The following is a 20,429-nucleotide window of genomic DNA, read 5'->3' on the forward strand; positions in this document are numbered from 1 at the left end:
GCAGCGTTCGCTGCGGCAACGGGCTGCTGTTGCCCAAAAAAACTAAAAACGAGAGTAAAACCATGCGACCAACGATGCGCTACTTCACCCTCATCCCCGTGCTCGGCGCCCTCGCGGCCCCGGCCATGGCCGTGCAGGTCACCGACAACCTCGACCTCGGCGGCGCCATCCGTGCACGCTGGGACTACGACCCGGACCGCGACATCCAGAAGTTCGGCCTGGACACCGTGTTCCTCAGCGCCAAGTACAACTCCGACAGTTGGATCGGCGAGGCGCAATACCGCTTCTACGGCCGTTCGTACCCTTACCAGTACACCAAGAACTACGGCGATATCCAGTTCGCCAAGTTCGCCTGGGTCGGCTACAAGTTCAACCCCGAACAGCAAGTGCAGGTGGGCTTGAACACCGTGCCGTTCGGCTTGCAGCCCTACTTCGGCAGCACCTTCTACGAAACCCTGGGCAACGTGATCGGCCTGGAGGACGTGCAGCAGGTCGGCGCCAAGTACGTGCAGCAAAGCGGCGACTGGAACATCCAGGCCGGCTACTACCTGCGCCCGGCGTGGCAAGGCAAGGGCACCAGCAAGGGCGTGACCTATTCCAGCGTAATCTCCGGCGCCGACAGCTACGTGGCCGACGGCAGCGACAACCAGGAACGCAACACGGTGGTGCTGCGCGTGGCCAAGGCCCTGGACCTGGGCGACTGGAAGTCCGAAGTGGGCCTGTCCGGGCTGACCTCGACCCTGGAAAACAAAGACACCGGCAACGACGGCCGTCGCAACGCCGTGGCCATCCACTACCTGGGCAAGAACGGCCCGTGGGGCCTGCAACTGCAGGCGGCGCGTCAACAGATGTCGCCACGCAACGCCGGCACCGACGAAGTGGTGACCCTGGGCGGCTACGACGGCACCTTCAACGTGGCCAGTCGCGGCAACCTGTATGTGGCCGACTTGAGCTACGACGTGGGCGGCAAGTACCTGTGGGACCAGGTCAGCGGTGTGAAGCTGTATGCCAACTACAGCGCCTTCGACAAATCCGCCGATGAGTTCAAGACCTCGCAGCGGGTGATCCTCGGTACATCGTTTTCGTTCAGCAAGTTGTGGATCGCCACCGAGTGGCTGATCGGCAAGAACGACCCGTACATCGGTGGCAGCAGCTATACCCAGAGCCTGGGGGCTGGGGGTAGCAATCAGTGGGAGAATCAGCTGTACATGAACATTGGGTATTATTTCTAGGCCTCTGCTCCTTGTAGTGAGCGGGCTTGCCCCGCGCCGGGCGGCGAAGCAGCCCCAATAGCGTCATCGAGTTGGATCAGACAGTACTCAGTGACAGGTTTTGGGGCCGCTACGCAGCCCGGCGCGGGGCAAGCCCGCTCACCACAAAACACCGTAGGACCCCAAACCATGCGCCATCTCCCCGCCCTCACCATGCTCCGCGTCTTCGAAGAAGTCGCCCGCCACCGCAGCTTCAGCCAGGCCGCCGTGGGCCTCAACGTGACCCAGGGTGCGGTCAGCCGCCAGATCAAGCAGTTGGAAGACTACCTCGGCGTCGCCCTCTTCATCCGCACCCCCCAAGGGCTGTCCCTCACCGAAGCCGGCTTTGCCCTCTCCCCGCACCTGAGCGACGCCTTCGACCATATCGAGCGTGCCCTGCAAGCCGTGCGCGTGCCCAATCTGCGCCAGCGCCTGCGCATCGTCGCGCCGCCGACCTGGGCGACCCGTTGGCTGTCCGCGCACTTGCGGCGCTTCTGCGAGCGTTACCCGGACATCAACCTCAGTGTCACCCACCAGGCGAGCCACGACAGCCTCGCGGAAATCGACTGCCAGATACGCTTCGGCCTGGAGCCGGCGGGCCATTGCAGCAGCGAACTGTTGGTGATGGAGCGGCACATCGCGGTGGCCAGCCCGGAGCTGTTCAGCCACGGCCAGCCACCCGACCTGCGGCGTTTTCCGCTGCTGCATATCCTGCACGACGGCAAGCGTTTGAAGGTGTGGGAGAATTGGCTGGCAGCGATGGGCCGAGAGGATATCGACGCAGAACAGGGCCTGGAATTCAGCACCCTGGACCAAGTGATCCACACCGCCCTGGCAGGCGGTGGGTTAGCGGTGATCGACCGGCAGATGATCGAACGCGAGTTGGCGAACGGCAGCCTGTTGCCGATCACCCCCGTGGAAGTGATCGGCCCGTATGGCTATTGGCTGGACGTGGCGACGGAAAAACAGGGTTTATCCAAGGTTCGCCTGTTTACGCAGTGGCTGGGCCAGGTCAGCAATCCCTGACAACGGCGGCGCCTCGGCCTTGCACGCTTGGTTCAGGGTCAGGGACTTAGTCTCCGGCGCCCAGGCCCAAGAAATGATCGCGCCAAACACCAAGATGGCGGCCAGGATGCCCATGGTCGGGCTCAAGCCAATCCCGGCCACGCTCACCGGCAACAGGAACGTGCTGATCGCCGAGCCCAGCCGGCTCACCGCCGTCGCCAGGCCGATGCCACTGGCGCGCACTTCAGTGGGGAAGCTTTCTGCCGGGAATACGCCCACCAGGTTGCTCACCGCCGACAGCACCAGGGTGAACACGCCGAACGTCAGCACCATCAACCACGCCAGGTTTCCCGGCAGCACCGCCAACAGAAACAACGCCGCCGCGAGGATGATGAACGAGTTGATCAAGAAGCCCCGGCGCGAAAACTTCACCGTGCACCAGATTCCAATCAGGGCGCCGACAATCAACAGCAGGTTAAGCAGCAGCTCGGTGCCAAAGCCCTGGGACAGGCCCATCTTCTGCAGGATCGACGGCAGGAAGGTATAGATTGCGAAATACGGCATGACGATGCACACAAAGAACAGGCAATTGAACGCGGTGCGCTTGCGGTATTCACGGCTGAACAGTACGCCATAGCCGGAATGGGTTTGGGTCGACGGTTCTTCGTCCAGCACCACGTGCGCGCCAAGGTGTTTCTGGACGATGGCACGGGCCTCGGCAATGCGCCCGCGGTTGACCAGCCAGCGCGGCGATTCCGGCGTGCCGATACGCGCGATCAGGATCAGGCCGGCGGGTATCGCCGAAGACGCTAGCATCCAGCGCCAGGCATCATCGCCCAGGCTGAGCATCGCGGTGCCGACAAAGGTCGCGGCCACGTAGCCGAAGGTCCAGATCACGCTGAACGAGCCGAGCAATACGCCGCGATGTTTCTTCGGTGAAAACTCGGCGAGCATGGCGTGACCGACGCTGAAGTCGCCGCCCAGGCCAATGCCGATCAGGATGCGGCACAGCAGCAGGCCCATGGCCGTCTCGGCGTAGAACTGCATGACCGAGGCCACGGTGATCAGCACAAAGCTGACCAGGAAAATCTTTTGCCGGCCGAGGGTGTCGGAGATCCAGCCAAAAAACAGGCTACCCAGGAACAGGCCGATCAGGGCCGAGGCGCCGATCAAGCCTTGCCAGAACGCGTCCAGCTGCATCTGTGGGCTGAGCAGGGTGAAGGCGATACCGATCAGGCCGAGAATATAGCCGTCGGTGAAATGCGCGCCGAAGGTCAGGCCGGCGATTTTCAGGTGAAAACGGCCGATCGGCAGGTCGTCGATGTTGACGGATTGAGCAGTCATGGTGTTCTCCCTATTGTTGTTCTTGACGGAGTAACGAAAAGCGAACTGTTGTGGTGAGCGGGCTGTTGTGGTGAGCGGGCTTGCCCCGCGCTGGGCTGCGCAGCAGCCCCAAAACCTGCCAATGAAGCCTGGCTGCTTCGCGCCCCAGCGCCGGGCAAGCCCGCTCACCACAGCAAGATCACAGGGGGTTACAGCCCCCCCATCAGCAGGTATTTGATCTCCAGGTAATCATCCAAACCGTACTTGGAACCTTCACGGCCCAGGCCCGACTCCTTGATCCCGCCAAACGGCGCGACTTCAGTGGAGATGATCCCTTCGTTGATGCCGACCATGCCGGCTTCCAGGCCTTCGGCCATGCGCCAGACACGGCCTATATCGCGGCTGTAGAAGTAGGCGGACAAACCAAATGGCGTGTCGTTGGCGCGTTGCAGCACCTCGGCTTCATCCTTGAAGCGGAAACACGCCGCCACCGGGCCAAAGGTCTCTTCCTGGGCGATCAGCATGTCGCCGCTGGCTTCAGTGAGAATGGTCGGTTCGAAGAACGTACCGCCGAGCGCATGGCGACGGCCGCCGCACAGCAAGGTGGCGCCCTTCTCCAAGGCGTCGCCGACATGGGCTTCAACCTTGGCCAAGGCAGCGGCGTTGATCAACGGGCCTTGTTCGGTTTCGCCCTCAAGGGCGCTGCCGACACGCATGGCGCTGACCGCTTCCGCCAGTTTGCGGGTGAACGCCTCGTATACACCGTCCTGAATAAAGAAGCGGTTGACGCACACACAGGTCTGCCCGGTGTTGCGGAACTTGGAAGCCATGGCGCCTTTGACGGCAGCCTCCAGGTCGGCGTCGTCGAACACAATGAACGGCGCGTTGCCGCCCAGTTCCAGCGAGACCTTTTTCAAGGTATCCGCCGCCTGGCGCATCAGCAGCTTGCCGGTGCGGGTGGAGCCGGTGAACGACAGCTTGCGCACCACGCTGGAGGCTTGCAGTGCACCGCCAATCGCCACGGCATCGCCGGAGACGATGTTGAACACACCGGCCGGGATCCCCGCCTGTTCGGCCAGCACCGCCAGGGCAAACGCCGACAATGGGGTTTCTTCGGACGGTTTGAGGATCATGGTGCACCCCGCCGCCAGGGCCGGGCCGACCTTGCGGGTGACCATGGCCAGGGGGAAGTTCCATGGCGTGATCGCCGCAACCACACCGATGGCCTCCTTGACCACGATGATGCGCGCATCAGCCTTGTGGCTCGGGATCACATCACCATAGGCGCGCTTGGCTTCTTCGCCGAACCACTCCAGGAAGCTCGCGGCATAGACCACTTCGCCCATCGCTTCGGCCAGGGGTTTGCCCTGCTCCAGGCTCAGCAGGTGGGCCAGGTCCTTCTGGTTGCTGAGCATCAGCTCGCTCCAGCGCTTGAGGCGCTGGCTGCGTTCCTTGGCGGTGAGCTTGCGCCAGGCCGGCAACGCGCGGCTGGCGGCGTCGATGGCGAGGTGGGTTTCCTCAGTGGCGGCACGCTGTACGTCGGCGATCAGCGCGCCATTGGCCGGGTTGACCACCGGATAGGTCTGGCCACCGCTGGACCATTGGCCATCGATGTAGTTACCGGTACGGATCAGCGGGTTCATGCCACGGCCTCGATCAGGTTGAAACGGTCCAGGCCCGGACGGGCCTCGCGCAGGATGCGCTTGCCGGCGGTGTAGTCGTTGATCACATCGCAGGGGGTGTAGTTGCGTTCCAGCTCGTGCAGTTCCTCGGCATCCAGTTGGGTGTCGAGGGCCGCCAGGGCGCTGTCGAACTGCTCCGTGGTGTCGGCGCCGACCAGCATCACGTCGACGCCTGGATGGTTGGCCACCCAGGCCTGGGCGATCTGTGCGTTGGAGACGCCACGGGCGCGGGCCACGCGCTGCACGGAATGGGCGATGTCGAACGAGGCCTGGTCGCTGTACATCTGCTGGGTGAAGAAGTCGGTCTGGTTACGGGTCGACTGCACCTCACCGGTGAGCAAGCCACGGGCCAGCGGGCTGAACACCGAGACACCCAGGCCCTGGTCGCGGCAGAACGGGATCATCTCGCGTTCTTCTTCGCGGTAGGCGCAGTTCAGTTGCAGTTGCATGTTGATCGGCTTGACCCAGCCATTGCGCTCGCAGGCCATGAGGATCTTCGCCAGTTGGCCGGTGAGCATGGTGGATACGCCGATGTAGCGCGCCTTGCCGGAACGCACGATGTCGTTCAGCGCGTTCATGGTTTCTTCCACCGGGGTGTTCACGTCGAAGTAATGCAGCATGAACACATCGACGTAATCCATGCCCAGGCGGCTCAGCGATGCGTCGATGCTGTCCATGATGTGCTTGCGCGAGTGACCGCTGGCGTTGATGCCGCTGCGGGTGCCGTAGCCCACTTTCGTGGTGACCACGATGTCGTCACGCCGCGCCACGCGCTTGAGGATGCGCCCCACCACTTCCTCGCCGACGCCGGCGGAATAGAAGTCGGCCAGGTCGATGAAGTTGACGCCATTGTCGAGGGCGTGGGCGACGATGGGCTCGCTTTGCTTTTCGTCGAAGATCCACGGTTTCCAGTCCGGGGTGCCCATGTTCATGGTGCCCAGGCACAGGCGCGAGACTTGCAGGCCGGAATTGCCCAAACGGATGTAGTGCATGGGAGCCTCCTCAGGCCTTTGGCGTGTAGAAAGGGTTGCTGATGTGGTTGACCACGTCGGCCAACTGCGCGGTGAACGGCGTACCGGTCAGGGCGGCGCGGATCGCGGTGCGGCAGGCGTTGTAGTTGTTCAGGTACACGGCGTCCAGGTCATCGCAGGCCGGGTTGACCCAGTTGGCGGTGACGATGGCCCACTCGTCTTCGGCCTCGGGCGGCAAGGTGCCGTCGAGCAAGGCTTCGAGCACCGCCTTGGCGATACCGGCCTGGGACGCGCCCCAGGTGGCGTTGCCGTGCAGGTCGCTGCTGATTTCGGCCTTGTTGACGTAAAGGGTCATGGGTTTGACCGGGATATTCGGCTGGGCAATCACCATGAATGGGCAGTGGCCCTGGCTTGGGGACGCGAGGCTGTTGGCGAACGCCTGGCCGGCCGGGCCGTTGCGTGGGCCGATCAGGATGTTGATATGGGCCGCGTTGACGCCCGGGCCTTCGAAACCTTCGCCGATGTAGAGATCCAGTGTTTTCATTTCGCAAACGCTCGTTGTTGTTATGGGGAGCTGGTTGGCGATTTTTTAGCACTGGGGATGAAAGCGGCCGTAACCATTAAAAGTCATGGGGCTGTGAGTTTTGCTCATACCCCTGCGACATCGGAGGCGGTCTTGTGCGTTGACCATCGGTGTTACACACCATATAGTGTGCCCACAAACAGAACGGACCACTACATAGTGTGCAGTATCGGTATTTACCGACCACACTATGAGCAGTATTTCAATGCCTTGAAGCCTGCAAAACACTAATTTTTCGAGTACCAGGAAGGAGAATTTCAATGCTGAGTTGGGATGAAGTCGACAACGAAGACACCGGTGCAGCGGTGATCAAGGGCGCCAATGCCGGCCACGCCAGCGAAGCCAACATGGACCGCCTCGACGGTGCCGGCGCCGCCGCTGCGCTGGAAGCCCGTAACGTGACCGCCAACGACTCCGCCGCGATCATTCGCGCCAAGGCCGCCCTGGACAGCCTCGACGTCGCCGAAGGCCTCGCCGAACTCGAAGGCGCCTCCGCCCGCGTCGCCGTTGATGAAAAGCGCATGATCAACTGCCGCGCCGACCTCAACCAACTCGTGCCATTCAAGTACGACTGGGCCTGGCAGAAGTACCTCGACGGCTGCGCCAACCACTGGATGCCGCAAGAGGTCAACATGACCGCCGACATCGCGCTGTGGAAAAACCCCGAAGGCCTGACCGACGACGAGCGTCGCATCGTCATGCGCAACCTCGGCTTCTTCTCCACTGCGGATTCGTTGGTTGCGAACAACCTGGTGCTGGCCGTGTACCGCCTGATCACCAACCCGGAGTGCCGCCAGTACATCCTGCGCCAGGCCTTCGAAGAAGCGATCCACACCCACGCCTACCAGTACTGCATCGAATCGTTGGCCATGGATGAAGGCGAGATCTTCAACATGTACCACGAGATTCCATCGGTCGCCAAAAAGGCCGCCTGGGGCTTGAAGTACACCCGTTCGATCTCCGATCCGAAGTTCGAAACCGGCACCGTCGAAACCGACAAAGAGCTGCTGCGCAACCTGGTCGCCTACTACTGCGTGCTGGAAGGCATCTTCTTCTATTGCGGCTTCACCCAGATCCTGTCCATGGGCCGTCGCAACAAAATGACCGGCGTGGCCGAGCAGTTCCAGTACATCCTGCGTGACGAGTCGATGCACCTGAACTTCGGTATCGACGTGATCAACCAGATCAAGATCGAAAACCCGCACCTGTGGGATGCCGAGATGAAGGAAGAAGCGACCCAGATGATCCTGCAAGGGACTCAGCTGGAGATCGAATACGCGCGTGACACCATGCCACGCGGCGTACTCGGTATGAACGCCGCGATGATGGAAGACTATTTGAAGTTCATCGCTAACCGTCGTCTGTCGCAGATTGGTCTGAAAGAAGAGTATCCAGGGACGACTAACCCGTTCCCGTGGATGAGCGAGATCATGGACTTGAAGAAAGAGAAGAATTTCTTCGAGACCCGCGTGATCGAGTACCAGACTGGCGGCGCGCTGAGCTGGGACTAATCCACGACACGGAGCTAAAAATGTGGGAGCGGGCTTGCTGTGGTGAGCAGGCTTGCCCTGCGCCGGGCTGCGAAGCAGCCCCTTGAGTCGGCGGTGAACCCATCGGGGGACAAGCCCCACTCACCACAGAAAGCTCGCTCCGACACTGGCTCCGTGGTGTTCTACAGACTTTGCAAATTGCCTTCTATGCCCAATCAAACCATCAAGACGCCCTGCGTCGGCCTGTGCTCCACCGTTTACGGGGACCTGGTCTGCCGGGGCTGCAAGCGTTACCACCACGAAGTGATCCAGTGGAACGGCTACAACGCCGAGGAAAAACAGGCGGTGTGGCTGCGCCTGGAGCAATTGCTGGTGCAGGTGATGGCCAGCAAGCTGCAAGTGTTTGATGCGCACCTGCTGCGCCAGCAACTGGAAAATCGCAAGATCCGTTTCATGCCGCACCAGTCGCCGTATTGCTGGGCGTACCAGCTGATTGCACGGGGTGCGCGGGTGATTTCCAAGCTGGACGCGTATGGGCTGGCATTGCTACCGGAATTTCGTGAGCGCAGCCTGGCGGATTTGCGCGATGCAATTGACCGCGAGTTTTTCCTGCTGTCCGAGGCGCATTACGAACGGTACATCGCCCCCGGGTTCCTGAAGGAAGCGTTTGGGCCCGCTCTGATCGCCACTGTTTAAAAACACCACAAGCTCCCACATTTGGATGTGCGCCAGTCAGCGCGTCCAGGAGGCTTCGCGTTCTGTTTGCAGGCCATAGCGTTCAATCGCCTGTTGGCACACCCGGGGCGACAGGCTGCCCTGCTCCACCAACGCCGTCAGCGCTGCCAGCACCAGGTGATGGCGATCCACCTCAAAGAAATCCCGCAACGCCGCCCGTGTATCACTGCGACCAAAACCGTCAGTGCCGAGCACGGTATAGGGGGAATTCAGGTACGAACCAATCATCTGCGGCACTGCCCGCACATAGTCGGACACCGCCACCACCGGCACGCCTTTGGGCAAGCACTCAGTCACATGGCTGACCCGTGCAACCGCCTGCGGATGCAAGCGGTTCCACCGCTCCACTTCTTCCCGCGCGTCCCGCGCCAGCTCGCTGAAACTGGTGACGCTGAACACCTCGCTCGCCACCTGCCAGTCCTCCGCCAGCAACTGTGCCGCCGCCTGGGCTTCACGCACCAGCGTGCCGGAGCCCAGCAGCCGCACCTGAGCATCGCCCGCGCCTTGCAGGCGGTACATGCCTTTGATGATCGCCGCTTCAACCCCTTCCGGCAGGCTGGGCTGCGGGTAGTTTTCGTTCATCAGGGTCACGTAGTAGAACTCGTCCACATCGTGTTCCAGCATCTGGCGCATGCCGTGGTCGAGGATCACCGCGAATTCCCCGGCGAACGCCGGGTCGTAGGCGCGGCAGTTAGGCACGGTGGCAGCGGTGAGATGGCTGCTCCCGTCCTGGTGCTGCAAGCCTTCGCCACCCAGGGTGGTGCGCCCGGCCGTGGCGCCCAGCAGGAAGCCACGGGCGCGCTGGTCGGCAGCGGCCCAGATCAGGTCGCCCACGCGCTGGAAGCCGAACATCGAGTAATAGATGTAGAACGGCAACATGCGCAGGCCATGCACCGAGTAGCTGGTAGCCGCCGCGACCCAGGAACTGATGGCGCTGGCTTCGCTGATGCCCTCTTCCAGGATCTGCCCGTCGGTGGCTTCGCGATAGCTGAGGATCGAGCCGATGTCTTCCGGCTCATATCGCTGGCCGACACTGGAATAAATGCCGATCTGCTTGAACAGGTTGGCCATGCCGAAGGTGCGCGCTTCATCGGCGACGATCGGCACGATGCGCGGGCCCAGGGCTTTGTCCTTGAGCAGGTTGGTGAGCATGCGCACAAAGGCCATGGTGGTGGACATTTCCTTGCCGTCGGCTGCCGTGGCGAAACCGGCGTAGCCCGATACAGCCGGCACGCTGACAGGTGCCGCGACCTGGCTGCGACTGGGCACATAACCGCCCAACACCTGGCGTCGCTGGTGCAGGTAGCGTAATTCCAGGCTGTCTTGCGCGGGTTTGAAGAAACTCAGGGATTCGGTCTGTTCATCGCTCAGCGGCAACTGGAAGCGATTGCGGAAGGCGATCAACGCATCGCGATCAAGTTTCTTCTGCTGGTGGGTGGTCATTTTGCCCTGCCCGGCTTCGCCCATGCCGAAGCCTTTTTTGGTCTGGGCGAGGATCACCGTGGGTTTGCCCTTGACCCGACGCGCGGCGTGGTAGGCCGCGTGGATCTTGACCATGTCGTGGCCGCCACGCTTGAGGCGGTCGATCTGCTCATCGCTCATGCCCTCGACCAACCGGGCCAGCGATTCACTCTGGCCGAAGAAGTGCTCGCGGTTGTAGGCGCCGTCCTTGGCAGCGAAGGTCTGGAATTGACCGTCGACCGTGTTGGACAAGGTGTTGACCAGCGCGCCATCCGTGTCGTTGGCCAGCAAGGCGTCCCAGTCCGAGCCCCACACCAGCTTGATCACGTTCCAGCCGGCGCCGGCAAACAAGGCTTCCAGCTCATCGATAATGCGCCCGTTGCCGCGCACCGGGCCGTCGAGGCGTTGCAGGTTGCAGTTGACCACCCAGGTGAGGTTGTCCAGGCCTTCGCGGGCGGCCAGGGTCAGGGCCGACATGCTTTCCGGTTCGTCCATCTCGCCGTCGCCGAATACGCCCCAGACGTGGCGGTCGGTAGTGTCCTGCAAGCCGCGATGCTGCAGGTAGCGCATGAAGCGCGCCTGGAAAATCGAGCTGATCGGGCCGATGCCCATGGAGCCGGTGGGGAACTGCCAGAAGTCCGGCATCAGCCACGGGTGCGGGTAGCTGGACAGGCCGCGTGCGCCTTCCGCCGGCCCACCGATCTCCTGGCGGTAATGGGCCAGGTCGTTTTCGCTCAAGCGCCCTTCGAGGAACGCACGGGCATAGATGCCGGGGGCGGAATGCGGCTGGTAGAACACCAGGTCGCCGCCAAACCCTTCGTTGCGGGCGCGGAAGAAGTGGTTGAAGCCCACTTCGAACAAGTCCGCCGCACTGGCGTAACTGGCGATATGGCCACCGAGCTCGCCGTAGGCCTGATTGGCACGCACCACCATGGCCAGGGCATTCCAGCGCACCAATGAGGCCAGGCGCTCTTCAGTGGCGAGGTCGCCGGGAAACGCCGGTTGCTGCTCCACGCTGATGCTATTGATGTACGGCGTGCCGTGGCGCGGTTTCCAGTCGATGTGCGCAGCGCTGGCGTCCTCGGCCAGCAGGTCGAGGATCTGCCGCGCCCGTGCGGGGCCGGCATTGGCAACCAGCGAAGCGAGAGCGTCGCGCCATTCATCCAATTCTTGCTGATCAGTCACTGCACGTGTGAAACCGTTCATGGGCACCTCCGGGCTTTTTTTCCAGTTTATGTCGGTGCCTGAGGATTTTTTGCCTGTTATAAGGCGCCCGATACGGGATTTTGAGCATGAATCACTGCCAATCGGTATTTTCCCAGCACGTTGTGCTCAAGCGCCCGCTACTCTCGCAATTGTGTTTAAAATGCCGCCCGCTCAACGACTGACGTTTAACGATGACCCCAGACGCACTCGCCACCTTGCATGCCCACTTGCTGACCGCCCTGGCCACCCCACCGGCTGAAACCCGGCGCCTGTTCCACGGCCGCGGCCGTTGCTGGCCGGGCCTGGAGCAAATCACGGTGGACTGGTTGCAAGGCGTGCTGCTGGTGTCGTTGTTCAAAGAGCCGGAGGCAGCAGCGCTGGAGGCCTTGAAACAATTGCTGCAGACCCGGTTCGGTACGTACACCGTCGCCCTGCAACACCGCTACCTGCCGCAAAGCACCACCGAATGGCTGGTGGGGGAACCCGTCGACGAACTGACCATCACCGAAGGCGGCCTGCGCTACCTGATCGACCTGGGTAAAAAACAGAATAGCGGGCTGTTCCTCGACATGCGCTACGGGCGCAACTGGGTGCGCGAACAGGCCAAGGGCCAGCGGGTGCTCAACCTGTTTGCCTATACCTGCGGTTTCTCCGTGGCGGCCATCGAAGGCGGCGCCGCGCATGTGGTGAACCTGGACATGGCCCGTGGCGCCCTGAGCCGTGGCCGCGACAACCATCGCCTCAATGGCCATGACCTGGGCAAGGTCAGCTTCCTGGGCCACGACCTGTTCAAGTCCTGGGCCAAGGTCACTCATAACGGGCCGTACGACTTGGTGATCATCGACCCACCGTCATTCCAGAAAGGCAGCTTCCTGCTGACCAAGGACTACCAGCGCGTGCTGCGTCGCCTGCCGGACCTGCTCACGCCACAGGGCACCGTACTGGCCTGCATGAACGACCCCGCCTTCGGCGAAGACTTCCTGATCGACGGCGTCACCCGCGAAGCACCAGGCCTGCGCTTTGTGGAGCGGCTGGAAAACCCGCCGGAATTTCCGGATATCGACGCACAAAGTGGGTTAAAGGCACTGGTGTTCCGCCAGGGCTGATGCCGAAACGTCCTACGCTTGCTACGCTAAGTGATATACCGGGGTGGTGAACCTTCTTACCCCCTTCCCGGTCGATACCTGCATTCCCCGGCCAGACTCGACGGCGTCACGTTGTCGGCTGCCCTGTTCCACCTTTTGGAGAACCGCCCGTGATATCGACCCTGCATGTAGCCAGACTCAAAGCCTGGGGCGCCCACGGCTTTACCGCCACCGGTGTGGTATTGGCCTTCCTGGCCACCCTGGCGCTGCTGGAAAACTCACCCAAGGCCTGCCTGCTGTGGCTGGGCCTGGCGCTGGTGGTGGACGGTGTCGACGGCTCACTGGCACGACGGGTGAATGTCAGCACGGTATTGCCGAGCTTTGACGGCTCGGTACTGGACCTGGTGATCGATTACCTCACCTACGTATTCATTCCGGCGCTGTTTATCTATCGCTACATCGACCTGCCGGACTTTACCCATCTGTTCACGGTGTCGGTGATCCTGGTGTCGTCGCTGTTCTGCTTCTGCAACGTGAACATGAAGAGCAAGGACAACTACTTCGTCGGCTTCCCCGCCGCCTGGAACGTGGTTGCGCTGTGCGTCTACATCATCCAGCCGGAAGCCTGGGTGACCCTGCTCACGGTGATTGGCCTGGCATTGCTGACCGTAACGCCGATGAAGTTCCTGCACCCGTTCCGGGTGAAGCGCTTCATGCCGATCAATATCGCCGTGACCACCCTCTGGTTGCTGTGCAGCTTCTTGATGGTGGTGGATTACCCGAACACCAACCCGTGGACCTTTGGGTTGTGGTCGCTGATGTCGGCGTACTTCCTGGGGATCTGTATCTGGCGCACGGCGCTGGAATGGCTCGACAAGCGCCACGACTGATCCCCCCCTTGATCAACACTCCCTGTAGAAGCCGGCTTGCCGGCGATAGCGGAACATCAGCCAGCATCTGTGGGACTGACACACCGCCATCGCTGGCAAGCCAGCGCCTACAGTTGGTTCTGTGTACATCCGGCAGGTAAGATGCAGGCCTTTGGTGCAGCCCCTTCGCTGTGCCCCGCTAAAAATAAGCCCTGCCAATGCCTTTCGAACTCAGCGTAGACCTCACCACCCTCGCCATCCTGGCGGTTGTCGCCTTTATCGCCGGTTTCATCGACGCCATCGCTGGCGGAGGCGGCTTGCTCACCACGCCTGCCCTGCTCACCGCCGGCATGCCACCGCACCTGGTCCTGGGCACCAACAAGCTCAGTTCCACGTTCGGTTCGGCCACCGCCAGCTTTACCTTCTATCGCCGCAAGCTGTTCCATCCGCGCCAGTGGGTGCACGCCATCGTCGGTACGCTGATTGGCGCCCTCACCGGCGCGGTGGTCGCCCACTACCTGCCGGCTGAAACCCTGAACAAGATGCTGCCGGTGATCGTGTTCGGCTGCGGCGTGTACCTGCTGTTCGGCGGTACGCCCAAGGCGCCGCTGGATGCCGACGCGCCGATCAAGAAGAAATGGCAGTCCACCCAGGGCTTCGGCCTGGGCTTCTACGATGGCGTGGCGGGTCCTGGCACCGGGGCGTTCTGGACGGTCAGCACGATGCTGTTGCACCCCATCGACCTGGTCAAAGCCAGCGGCGTGGCGCGCAGCATGAACTTCGTCAGCAACGCGGCGGCGCTGACGGTGTTCATCATCAATGGTTCGGTGGACTGGATCGTCGGCCTGGCCATGGGCGTTTCGGTGATGTGTGGCGCGTTCTTTGGCGCACGCAGCGCGATCAGCGGCGGCGCCAAATTCATTCGCCCGGTGTTTATCACCGTGGTCCTCGGCCTGACGGTGCGCCTAGCCTGGCAACACTGGTTCAGCGTGGCCTAGGCGACGGGCCAGGTAGAGGTCGATCAGGTAACGCGCAATCGAGCGTGACGCCGGCAGCGGCGGCAAGTCGTGGATGTTGAACCACTGCGCGTCTTCGATCTCGTCGGCCTGGGGCACGATGTCGCCACCGGCGTACTCGGCATGGAAGCCGAGCATCATCGAATGGGGGAACGGCCAGCACTGGCTGCCCATGTACTGGATATTCTTGACCTCCACCTGCACTTCCTCGCGGACCTCGCGGATCAGGCAGTCCTCGGCCGACTCACCCGGCTCGGCAAACCCCGCCAGCGTGCTGTACACCCCCGTCACAAAGCGTGGCGAACGCGCCAGCAGGATCTCGTCGCCACGGGTCACCAGCACGATCATGCTCGGCGAAATCCGTGGGTAGCTGCGCAGGTCACAGGCCTGGCAATGCATCGCGCGTTCGCGGGGCACCTGGACCATGGCCTGGCCGCAACTGCCACAGAACCGGTGCTCCCGCGCCCAGGTACCGATCTGCGCGGCGTAACCCAGCACTTTGTACAAGGTGTGATCGCCTTGCAGCATGAAGCCCCGCAGGCCTTGCCAACTGCAGCCTGGCACGTCACCGGCGGAGTCGAGTTCCAGCAGGTACACCGGCTCGCCGTCAAGGTGACCGATGCCGTGTTCGGCAAACACCGACAGGTCCTGGCGCTTGAGCCATTCCCGAGGGAACAAGGGGCCGTTGGTGTCATGCAAAAAGCCGTCGCGGCTGCGGGCAACGGCCCAGCCGCCAGGGGCGTCGTTGTCCAGCAGCGTTGTGGTAATCCAGCCTGGGGTCATGTCAGTCAATCCACGAATTCGGGTTTCTGCTTACTCATATGGGCCGCGATGGCCACGCGCAGGTCGTTGGATTGCAACATAGCCGAGTTCCAGGTGGCAACGTATTCCAAGCCGTCATTGACGGTATGGTCACGCATGTAGCTGATCATGGCCTTGGTACCGGTGACCGCAATCGGCGACTTGGCGGCGATTTCATGGGCGATTTCCATCACGCCGGCCAACAGGCTGTCCTGATCGGGATAGACGCGATTGACCAGGCCGATGCTGCGCGCCTCGTCGGCGCCGAATTGGCGACCGGTATAGGCCAGCTCGCGCAGCATGCCATCGCCAATGATGCGCGGCAGGCGCTGCAGGGTGCCGACGTCAGCGGCCATGCCGATGTCGATTTCCTTGATCGAGAATTGCGCGCCTTCAGCGGCATAGCGCATGTCGCAGGCGCTGATCAGGTCGATGGCACCGCCGATGCAGTAACCCTGGATCGCCGCCAGCACCGGCTTGCGGCAGTTGTCGACGGCATTGAACGAGGCTTGCAGCTCGAGGATTTTACGGCGCAACAGACGCGCATTGCGGCCCACATCCTTGCCAAACTCATTGGCCACCGAGGCCAGCATCATCAGGTCGATGCCGGAGGAGAAATGCTTGCCCGCACCACTGAGCACCACGGCACGTACCGCGTCGGTGTCTTCGACCCACTGGAAGATGTCGATGATTTCGGTCCAGAACGCCGCGTTCATCGCGTTGATCTTTTCCGGGCGGTTGATCTGCACATGGGCAACGTTGCCGGTGAGTTCGACGACGAAAGCTTGGTATTCGGACATGGCAGTGATCCCTGACTGGCGAGTGATAAAGGCCAGACTATAACAAGGGTGCGCAACGGCACATCGGCCAAAAACGGGACGGGCAAACGTAATGAAATGTTGTAGCCGCGGGGTTCAGGGTAGGCCAATACATTTCATCCAGAAGCCACGGAATATCGGCTATACACTCTGGGCCACAGCCTGGAGCCGTTTATGCCGTCCATGTTCCGTTCATCCTTGATGCTGGCCCTGGTGGTCGTGTTCACCGGCATCGGTGCCGGCCTCGGCGGCATGCTGCTGGCGCTGCTGCTGCATGGCATCCAGCACCTGGCGTATGGCTACAGCCTCGACAGCCTGGTCAGCCATGAAACCTTTCTGTGGGGCGTGACGGCCGCTGCGCCCGAACGGCGTTTGGCGGTGCTGGTGGTGTGCGGGCTGGTGGCGGGCCTGGGCTGGTGGGCGGTGTACCGCTATGGTCGGCCACTGGTGAGCGTCAAGCAGGCGGTGTCGGAAAAGATGCCGCTCATGCCGCCCGGAACCACCCTCGCCCACGCCTTGCTGCAGATCATCACCGTGGCCCTTGGCTCGCCCCTGGGCCGTGAAGTGGCGCCACGGGAAGTCGGCGCGCTGGCGGGCAGTTGGCTGTCCCAGCGCGCCCGGGTGACCCCGGAGCAGCATCGTTTGATCGTTGCCTGTGGTGCCGGCGCGGGCCTGGCGGCGGTGTACAACGTGCCGTTGGGCGGCGCGGTGTTCGTGCTGGAAGTACTGGTGGGCGCGTTCAGTTGGCCGGCGGCGGTGATTGCGCTGACCACCTCGGCGATTGGCGCGTCGGTGGCGTGGGTCGGGCTGGGGGCGGAGTCGCAATACGTCGTGCCGCATTTTGTGCTGAGCCCGGCGTTGATCACCTGGGCGGTGGTGTGCGGCCCGGTGTTTGGATTGGCCGCGTATGGTTTTACCCGTCTTACGGGCAGCGCGAGGGCAAACGCCGCGCGCGGGTGGCGCCTGCCGGTACTCGCGTTGATCAACTTCACCCTGATCGGTGGCCTGGCAATGCTGCTGCCGCAGATCCTCGGCAATGGCAAAGGCCCGGCGCAACTGGGTTTCGACAACGAACTGACGATTGGCCTGGCTGCGCTGCTGTTGCTGGTCAAGGTGTTGATCACCACCAGCAGCCTGCGCGCTGGCGCCGAAGGCGGGTTACTCACCCCCGGGCTGGCCAATGGTGCGTTGCTGGCGGTCATCCTCGGCGGCGCCTGGAGCCTGATTTGGCCCGGAGTGCCGCTCGGCGCGTTTGCGATCATCGGCGCGGCGGCGTTCCTGGCCGCCAGCATGAGCATGCCGCTGACCGCGATTGTGCTCGTGGCGGAATTCACCCGCATCGACCATGATTTCCTGGTGCCGATCATCCTCGCCGTGGTCGGTGCTGTCTGCGTGAGCAAGCTGTGCCAGCGCTGGGAAAACGCTGGATAAAACTCCGCACACACGCCATCCTTCGCGCTTTAAGCCGCCCCCTCTGCGGCGCTCGACGTTTAAAGGATATGCCCATGCACGCCCACCCCCTCACCCCCGCCGAATTCGAATTCATCGAAAACACCCTGCTCAAGTACGGCGACGACCATTCGGTGCTGAACCTGGCCGAACTCGACGGCTACTTCACCGCGCTGGTGTCCAGCCCGGTCCAGGTGGACGTGGCAGAGTGGTTCCCGGCGATCTGGGGCGGGCAGAACCCGGAATGGGACACCATGGACGAAGCACAAAGCTTCCTCGAACTGTGCGTGCGCCACATCAACACTCTGGCAGGCCAACTGGCCACAGACGCCCAGGCCTTCAAGGCCCGTTTCGATCAAACCGAACACCAGGGCCAGGACGTCACCCTGGCCGAAGAATGGTGCTTTGGCTACATCCGCGGCGCCGCCATCGGCAACTGGCCGCAACTGCCGGCAGAACAAGCTGCACTGCTGGAAAAAATCTCCTGGTGCGCCGAACAAGACAACTTCGAACTCCCGGCCGACCTGGATGTGCAAGCACACCAGCAACGCGTCAGCGAAATCGAACCGGCAGCGCGTGCGTTGCATGATTACTGGCTGGCGAAGCGGTAACAGCCTGCCGGCGTATCTGAAAGACCGAGGCGCCTGCATCGCAGGCAAGCCAGCTCCCACACTTGACCGAGCTCGACCGCACAATACCGGTCGGCTCTAAGGCCGCCGCGCTTTTGCTTTTGATCTGGAGCGCCCCGTCAAACCTGCGTTCGGGCACACCGAGCCTAAGCGACGTGCGGAGTGTTGGGGCAAGAGCCCTTTGCTTACTTTGGGCTGGGCCGGCATTCCGGCTTTTCCAAAGTGAGCCGCCGTAAGGGCGGAACCATAAGCAGCCGTTACCGAAGAAACGGATATGTACCCCCCCACATTCCATCCCAAGCTCGACAAGCACCACACCTATACCCGATTATTCAACTCCGCCCGCCGCCCGTGCCATGAATCAGGAGCCCTGTACCTTGAGTTCGCAGAAAACCGTGACCGTTACACCGCCCAACTTCCCCCTCAATGGCAAGGTCGCGCCCCCCGGCTCCAAATCCATTACCAACCGCGCCCTGTTGCTGGCAGCCCTGGCCAAGGGCACCAGCCGCCTGAGCGGCGCCCTGAAGAGCGACGACACCCGCCACATGTCCGTGGCCCTGCGCCAAATGGGCGTGACCATCGACGAGCCGGACGACACCACCTTCGTCGTGAGCGGCCAGGGCAAACTGCAGCTGCCGTCGCAGCCACTGTTCCTCGGCAACGCCGGTACCGCCATGCGTTTTCTGACCGCCGCTGTCGCCACCGTTGAAGGCACCGTGGTGCTCGACGGCGATGACTACATGCAAAAACGCCCGATCGGCCCGCTGCTGGCGACCCTCGGCCAGAACGGCATCCTGGTCGACAGCCCCACCGGCTGCCCACCGGTAACGGTGCACGGCGTGGGCAAGATCAAGGCCAAGCGCTTCGAGATCGATGGCGGCTTGTCCAGCCAATACGTGTCAGCCCTGTTGATGCTCGCGGCCTGCGGTGAAGCGCCGATTGAAGTGGCGCTGACCGGCAAGGACATCGGTGCCCGCGGCTACGTGGACCTGACCCTGGATTGCATGCGTGCCTTCGGTGCCCAGGTTGAAGCGGTCGACGACACCACCTGGCGCGTGGCCCCGACCGGCTACACCGCCCATGACTACCTGATCGAGCCCGACGCCTCCGCCGCCACCTACCTGTGGGCTGCGCAAGTGCTGACCGGTGGCCGCATCGACATCGGCGTGGCCGCGCAGGACTTTACCCAGCCCGACGCCAAGGCTCAGGCCGTGATCGCGCAGTTCCCGAACATGCAAGCCACGGTCGTCGGCTCGCAGATGCAGGACGCCATCCCGACCCTGGCGGTGCTCGCCGCGTTCAACAACACCCCGGTGCGCTTCACTGAACTGGCCAACCTGCGGGTCAAGGAATGTGACCGTGTACAGGCCCTGCATGACGGCCTGAACGAGATCCGCCCAGGCCTGGCGACCATCGAAGGTGACGACCTGCTGGTGGCCAGCGATCCGGCCCTGGCCGGCACCGCGTGCACGGCACTGATCGACACCCATGCCGACCACCGCATTGCCATGTGCTTTGCGCTGGCGGGGCTGAAAGTCGCGGGCATCCGCATCCAGGACCCGGACTGCGTGGCCAAGACCTATCCTGAATACTGGAAGGCCCTGGGCAGTCTCGGGGTTCAGTTGAGCTACTAAGGGCTCGGCGTCGGAATGGGGAGGCAATGCACATGACAATTCGCCAACCCTGCCCACCCGGCGCCTGCGTCTGCGACCGCGAGCAACTGCTGCAAGCACCTGGCGCCGACCTGCGTATCCTCAACCTCACGCGCCAGGAAGAGAAAAAACTGCTCGACCGGCTTGAAGACCTCAAGAGCCTGCAAGACCTGGAGCACATGCAGCAGCGGATGTACGAGCTCTTGGGCATCCGCGTGCACATCGCCCCGGGCCACACCGAAGTCAAGAGCATGCGCGGGATCCAGATCGTGATCGACGAGCTGCCGGGCATGTGCCGCAAGACCCGCCAGTCCATCCCCGCAGCGATTCGCCGAGGCCTGGAGAAGCGCCCGGAAATCGCCTACCGCCTGCTGGACGCCCACGACCTGTTTCGCGAAGGTTGA

18 protein-coding genes are annotated in these 20,429 nt (G+C 62.6%); 11 read left to right on the plus strand and 7 right to left on the minus strand.

Going from position 1 to position 20,429, the window contains the following annotated elements; translation table 11 throughout:
- Nucleotides 1–62: 62 nt before the first annotated feature.
- The gene (locus tag BM70_RS0106430) at nt 63–1,232 is read left to right on the plus strand and encodes a hypothetical protein (RefSeq protein WP_025855233.1); all 1,170 of its coding nucleotides are present in this window, start codon (nt 63–65) and stop codon (nt 1,230–1,232) included.
- Nucleotides 1,233–1,400: 168 nt separating this feature from the next.
- Complete coding sequence (locus BM70_RS0106435) at nt 1,401–2,276, plus strand: LysR substrate-binding domain-containing protein (protein WP_025855234.1); 876 nt, start codon at nt 1,401–1,403, stop codon at nt 2,274–2,276.
- Here the strand turns inward: BM70_RS0106435 and BM70_RS0106440 are convergent.
- The 4 genes from BM70_RS0106440 to fae form a co-directional block, all read right to left on the minus strand.
- Nucleotides 2,223–3,599 carry an MFS transporter gene (locus tag BM70_RS0106440; RefSeq protein WP_025855235.1) on the minus strand — a complete coding sequence of 459 codons (1,377 nt, stop codon included), beginning with the start codon at nt 3,597–3,599 and terminating at the stop codon, nt 2,223–2,225. The genes BM70_RS0106435 and BM70_RS0106440 overlap by 54 nt on opposite strands.
- Nucleotides 3,600–3,787: 188 nt before the next feature.
- Nucleotides 3,788–5,221, minus strand: a complete 1,434-nt coding sequence (locus BM70_RS0106445; RefSeq protein WP_025855236.1) for an NAD-dependent succinate-semialdehyde dehydrogenase — start codon at nt 5,219–5,221, stop codon at nt 3,788–3,790.
- A complete protein-coding gene (locus BM70_RS0106450) occupies nt 5,218–6,252 on the minus strand; it encodes an aldo/keto reductase (protein WP_025855237.1) in 1,035 nt (344 codons plus the stop codon). The genes BM70_RS0106445 and BM70_RS0106450 overlap by 4 nt, the downstream gene beginning before the upstream one ends.
- Nucleotides 6,253–6,262: 10 nt before the next feature.
- Nucleotides 6,263–6,775 (minus strand): formaldehyde-activating enzyme, encoded by a 513-nt coding sequence (fae, locus tag BM70_RS0106455; protein WP_025855238.1) that lies wholly within the window; start codon nt 6,773–6,775, stop codon nt 6,263–6,265.
- Nucleotides 6,776–7,074: 299 nt separating this feature from the next.
- Between fae and BM70_RS0106460 the strand changes: the two genes are divergently transcribed.
- Together BM70_RS0106460 and BM70_RS0106465 are read left to right on the plus strand one after the other, a co-directional pair.
- Nucleotides 7,075–8,325, plus strand: coding sequence for a ribonucleotide-diphosphate reductase subunit beta (locus BM70_RS0106460; RefSeq protein WP_025855239.1), 1,251 nt, complete (start codon nt 7,075–7,077; stop codon nt 8,323–8,325).
- A 186-nt stretch (nt 8,326–8,511) separates the two neighbouring features.
- Nucleotides 8,512–9,000 carry a DUF1289 domain-containing protein gene (locus tag BM70_RS0106465; RefSeq protein ID WP_025855240.1) on the plus strand — a complete coding sequence of 163 codons (489 nt, stop codon included), beginning with the start codon at nt 8,512–8,514 and terminating at the stop codon, nt 8,998–9,000.
- 36 nt (nt 9,001–9,036) lie between these two features.
- Here the strand turns inward: BM70_RS0106465 and mdeB are convergent, their stop codons facing one another.
- A complete protein-coding gene (gene mdeB / locus BM70_RS0106470; protein ID WP_025855241.1) occupies nt 9,037–11,706 on the minus strand; it encodes an alpha-ketoglutarate dehydrogenase in 2,670 nt (889 codons plus the stop codon).
- 191 nt (nt 11,707–11,897) lie between these two features.
- Between mdeB and BM70_RS0106475 the strand changes: the two genes are divergently transcribed.
- The 3 genes from BM70_RS0106475 (at nt 11,898) to BM70_RS0106485 (ending at nt 14,658) form a co-directional block, all read left to right on the plus strand.
- Nucleotides 11,898–12,812 carry a class I SAM-dependent methyltransferase gene (locus tag BM70_RS0106475; protein ID WP_025855242.1) on the plus strand — a complete coding sequence of 305 codons (915 nt, stop codon included), beginning with the start codon at nt 11,898–11,900 and terminating at the stop codon, nt 12,810–12,812.
- A gap of 149 nt (nt 12,813–12,961) precedes the next feature.
- Entirely contained in the window at nt 12,962–13,681 is a 720-nt protein-coding gene (pcsA, locus tag BM70_RS0106480) for a phosphatidylcholine synthase (RefSeq protein WP_025855243.1), read from the plus strand.
- Between the two features lie 197 nt (nt 13,682–13,878).
- Nucleotides 13,879–14,658, plus strand: coding sequence for a TSUP family transporter (locus BM70_RS0106485; RefSeq protein ID WP_025855244.1), 780 nt, complete (start codon nt 13,879–13,881; stop codon nt 14,656–14,658).
- Here BM70_RS0106485 and nudC read toward each other — a convergent pair.
- Together nudC and BM70_RS0106495 are read right to left on the minus strand one after the other, a co-directional pair.
- Complete coding sequence (gene nudC / locus BM70_RS0106490) at nt 14,626–15,459, minus strand: NAD(+) diphosphatase (protein WP_025855245.1); 834 nt, start codon at nt 15,457–15,459, stop codon at nt 14,626–14,628. The two genes, BM70_RS0106485 and nudC, sit on opposite strands and share 33 nt — an antisense overlap.
- A 5-nt stretch (nt 15,460–15,464) precedes the next feature.
- Nucleotides 15,465–16,277 (minus strand): crotonase/enoyl-CoA hydratase family protein, encoded by an 813-nt coding sequence (locus BM70_RS0106495; protein ID WP_025855246.1) that lies wholly within the window; start codon nt 16,275–16,277, stop codon nt 15,465–15,467.
- Nucleotides 16,278–16,469: 192 nt separating this feature from the next.
- Between BM70_RS0106495 and BM70_RS0106500 the strand changes: the two genes are divergently transcribed.
- The 4 genes from BM70_RS0106500 to BM70_RS0106515 all read left to right on the plus strand — a co-directional run bounded on the left by BM70_RS0106500 (nt 16,470) and on the right by BM70_RS0106515 (nt 20,429).
- Complete coding sequence (locus tag BM70_RS0106500; RefSeq protein ID WP_025855247.1) at nt 16,470–17,726, plus strand: chloride channel protein; 1,257 nt, start codon at nt 16,470–16,472, stop codon at nt 17,724–17,726.
- 74 nt (nt 17,727–17,800) lie between these two features.
- Entirely contained in the window at nt 17,801–18,355 is a 555-nt protein-coding gene (locus BM70_RS0106505; RefSeq protein WP_025855248.1) for a UPF0149 family protein, read from the plus strand.
- Between the two features lie 395 nt (nt 18,356–18,750).
- Nucleotides 18,751–20,007, plus strand: a complete 1,257-nt coding sequence (aroA, locus tag BM70_RS0106510) for a 3-phosphoshikimate 1-carboxyvinyltransferase (protein ID WP_025855249.1) — start codon at nt 18,751–18,753, stop codon at nt 20,005–20,007.
- A gap of 32 nt (nt 20,008–20,039) precedes the next feature.
- Nucleotides 20,040–20,429 (plus strand): hypothetical protein, encoded by a 390-nt coding sequence (locus BM70_RS0106515; protein WP_025855250.1) that lies wholly within the window; start codon nt 20,040–20,042, stop codon nt 20,427–20,429.

It is taken from the genome of Pseudomonas sp. CHM02 (assembly GCF_000612585.1).
Classification (GTDB): domain Bacteria; phylum Pseudomonadota; class Gammaproteobacteria; order Pseudomonadales; family Pseudomonadaceae; genus Aquipseudomonas.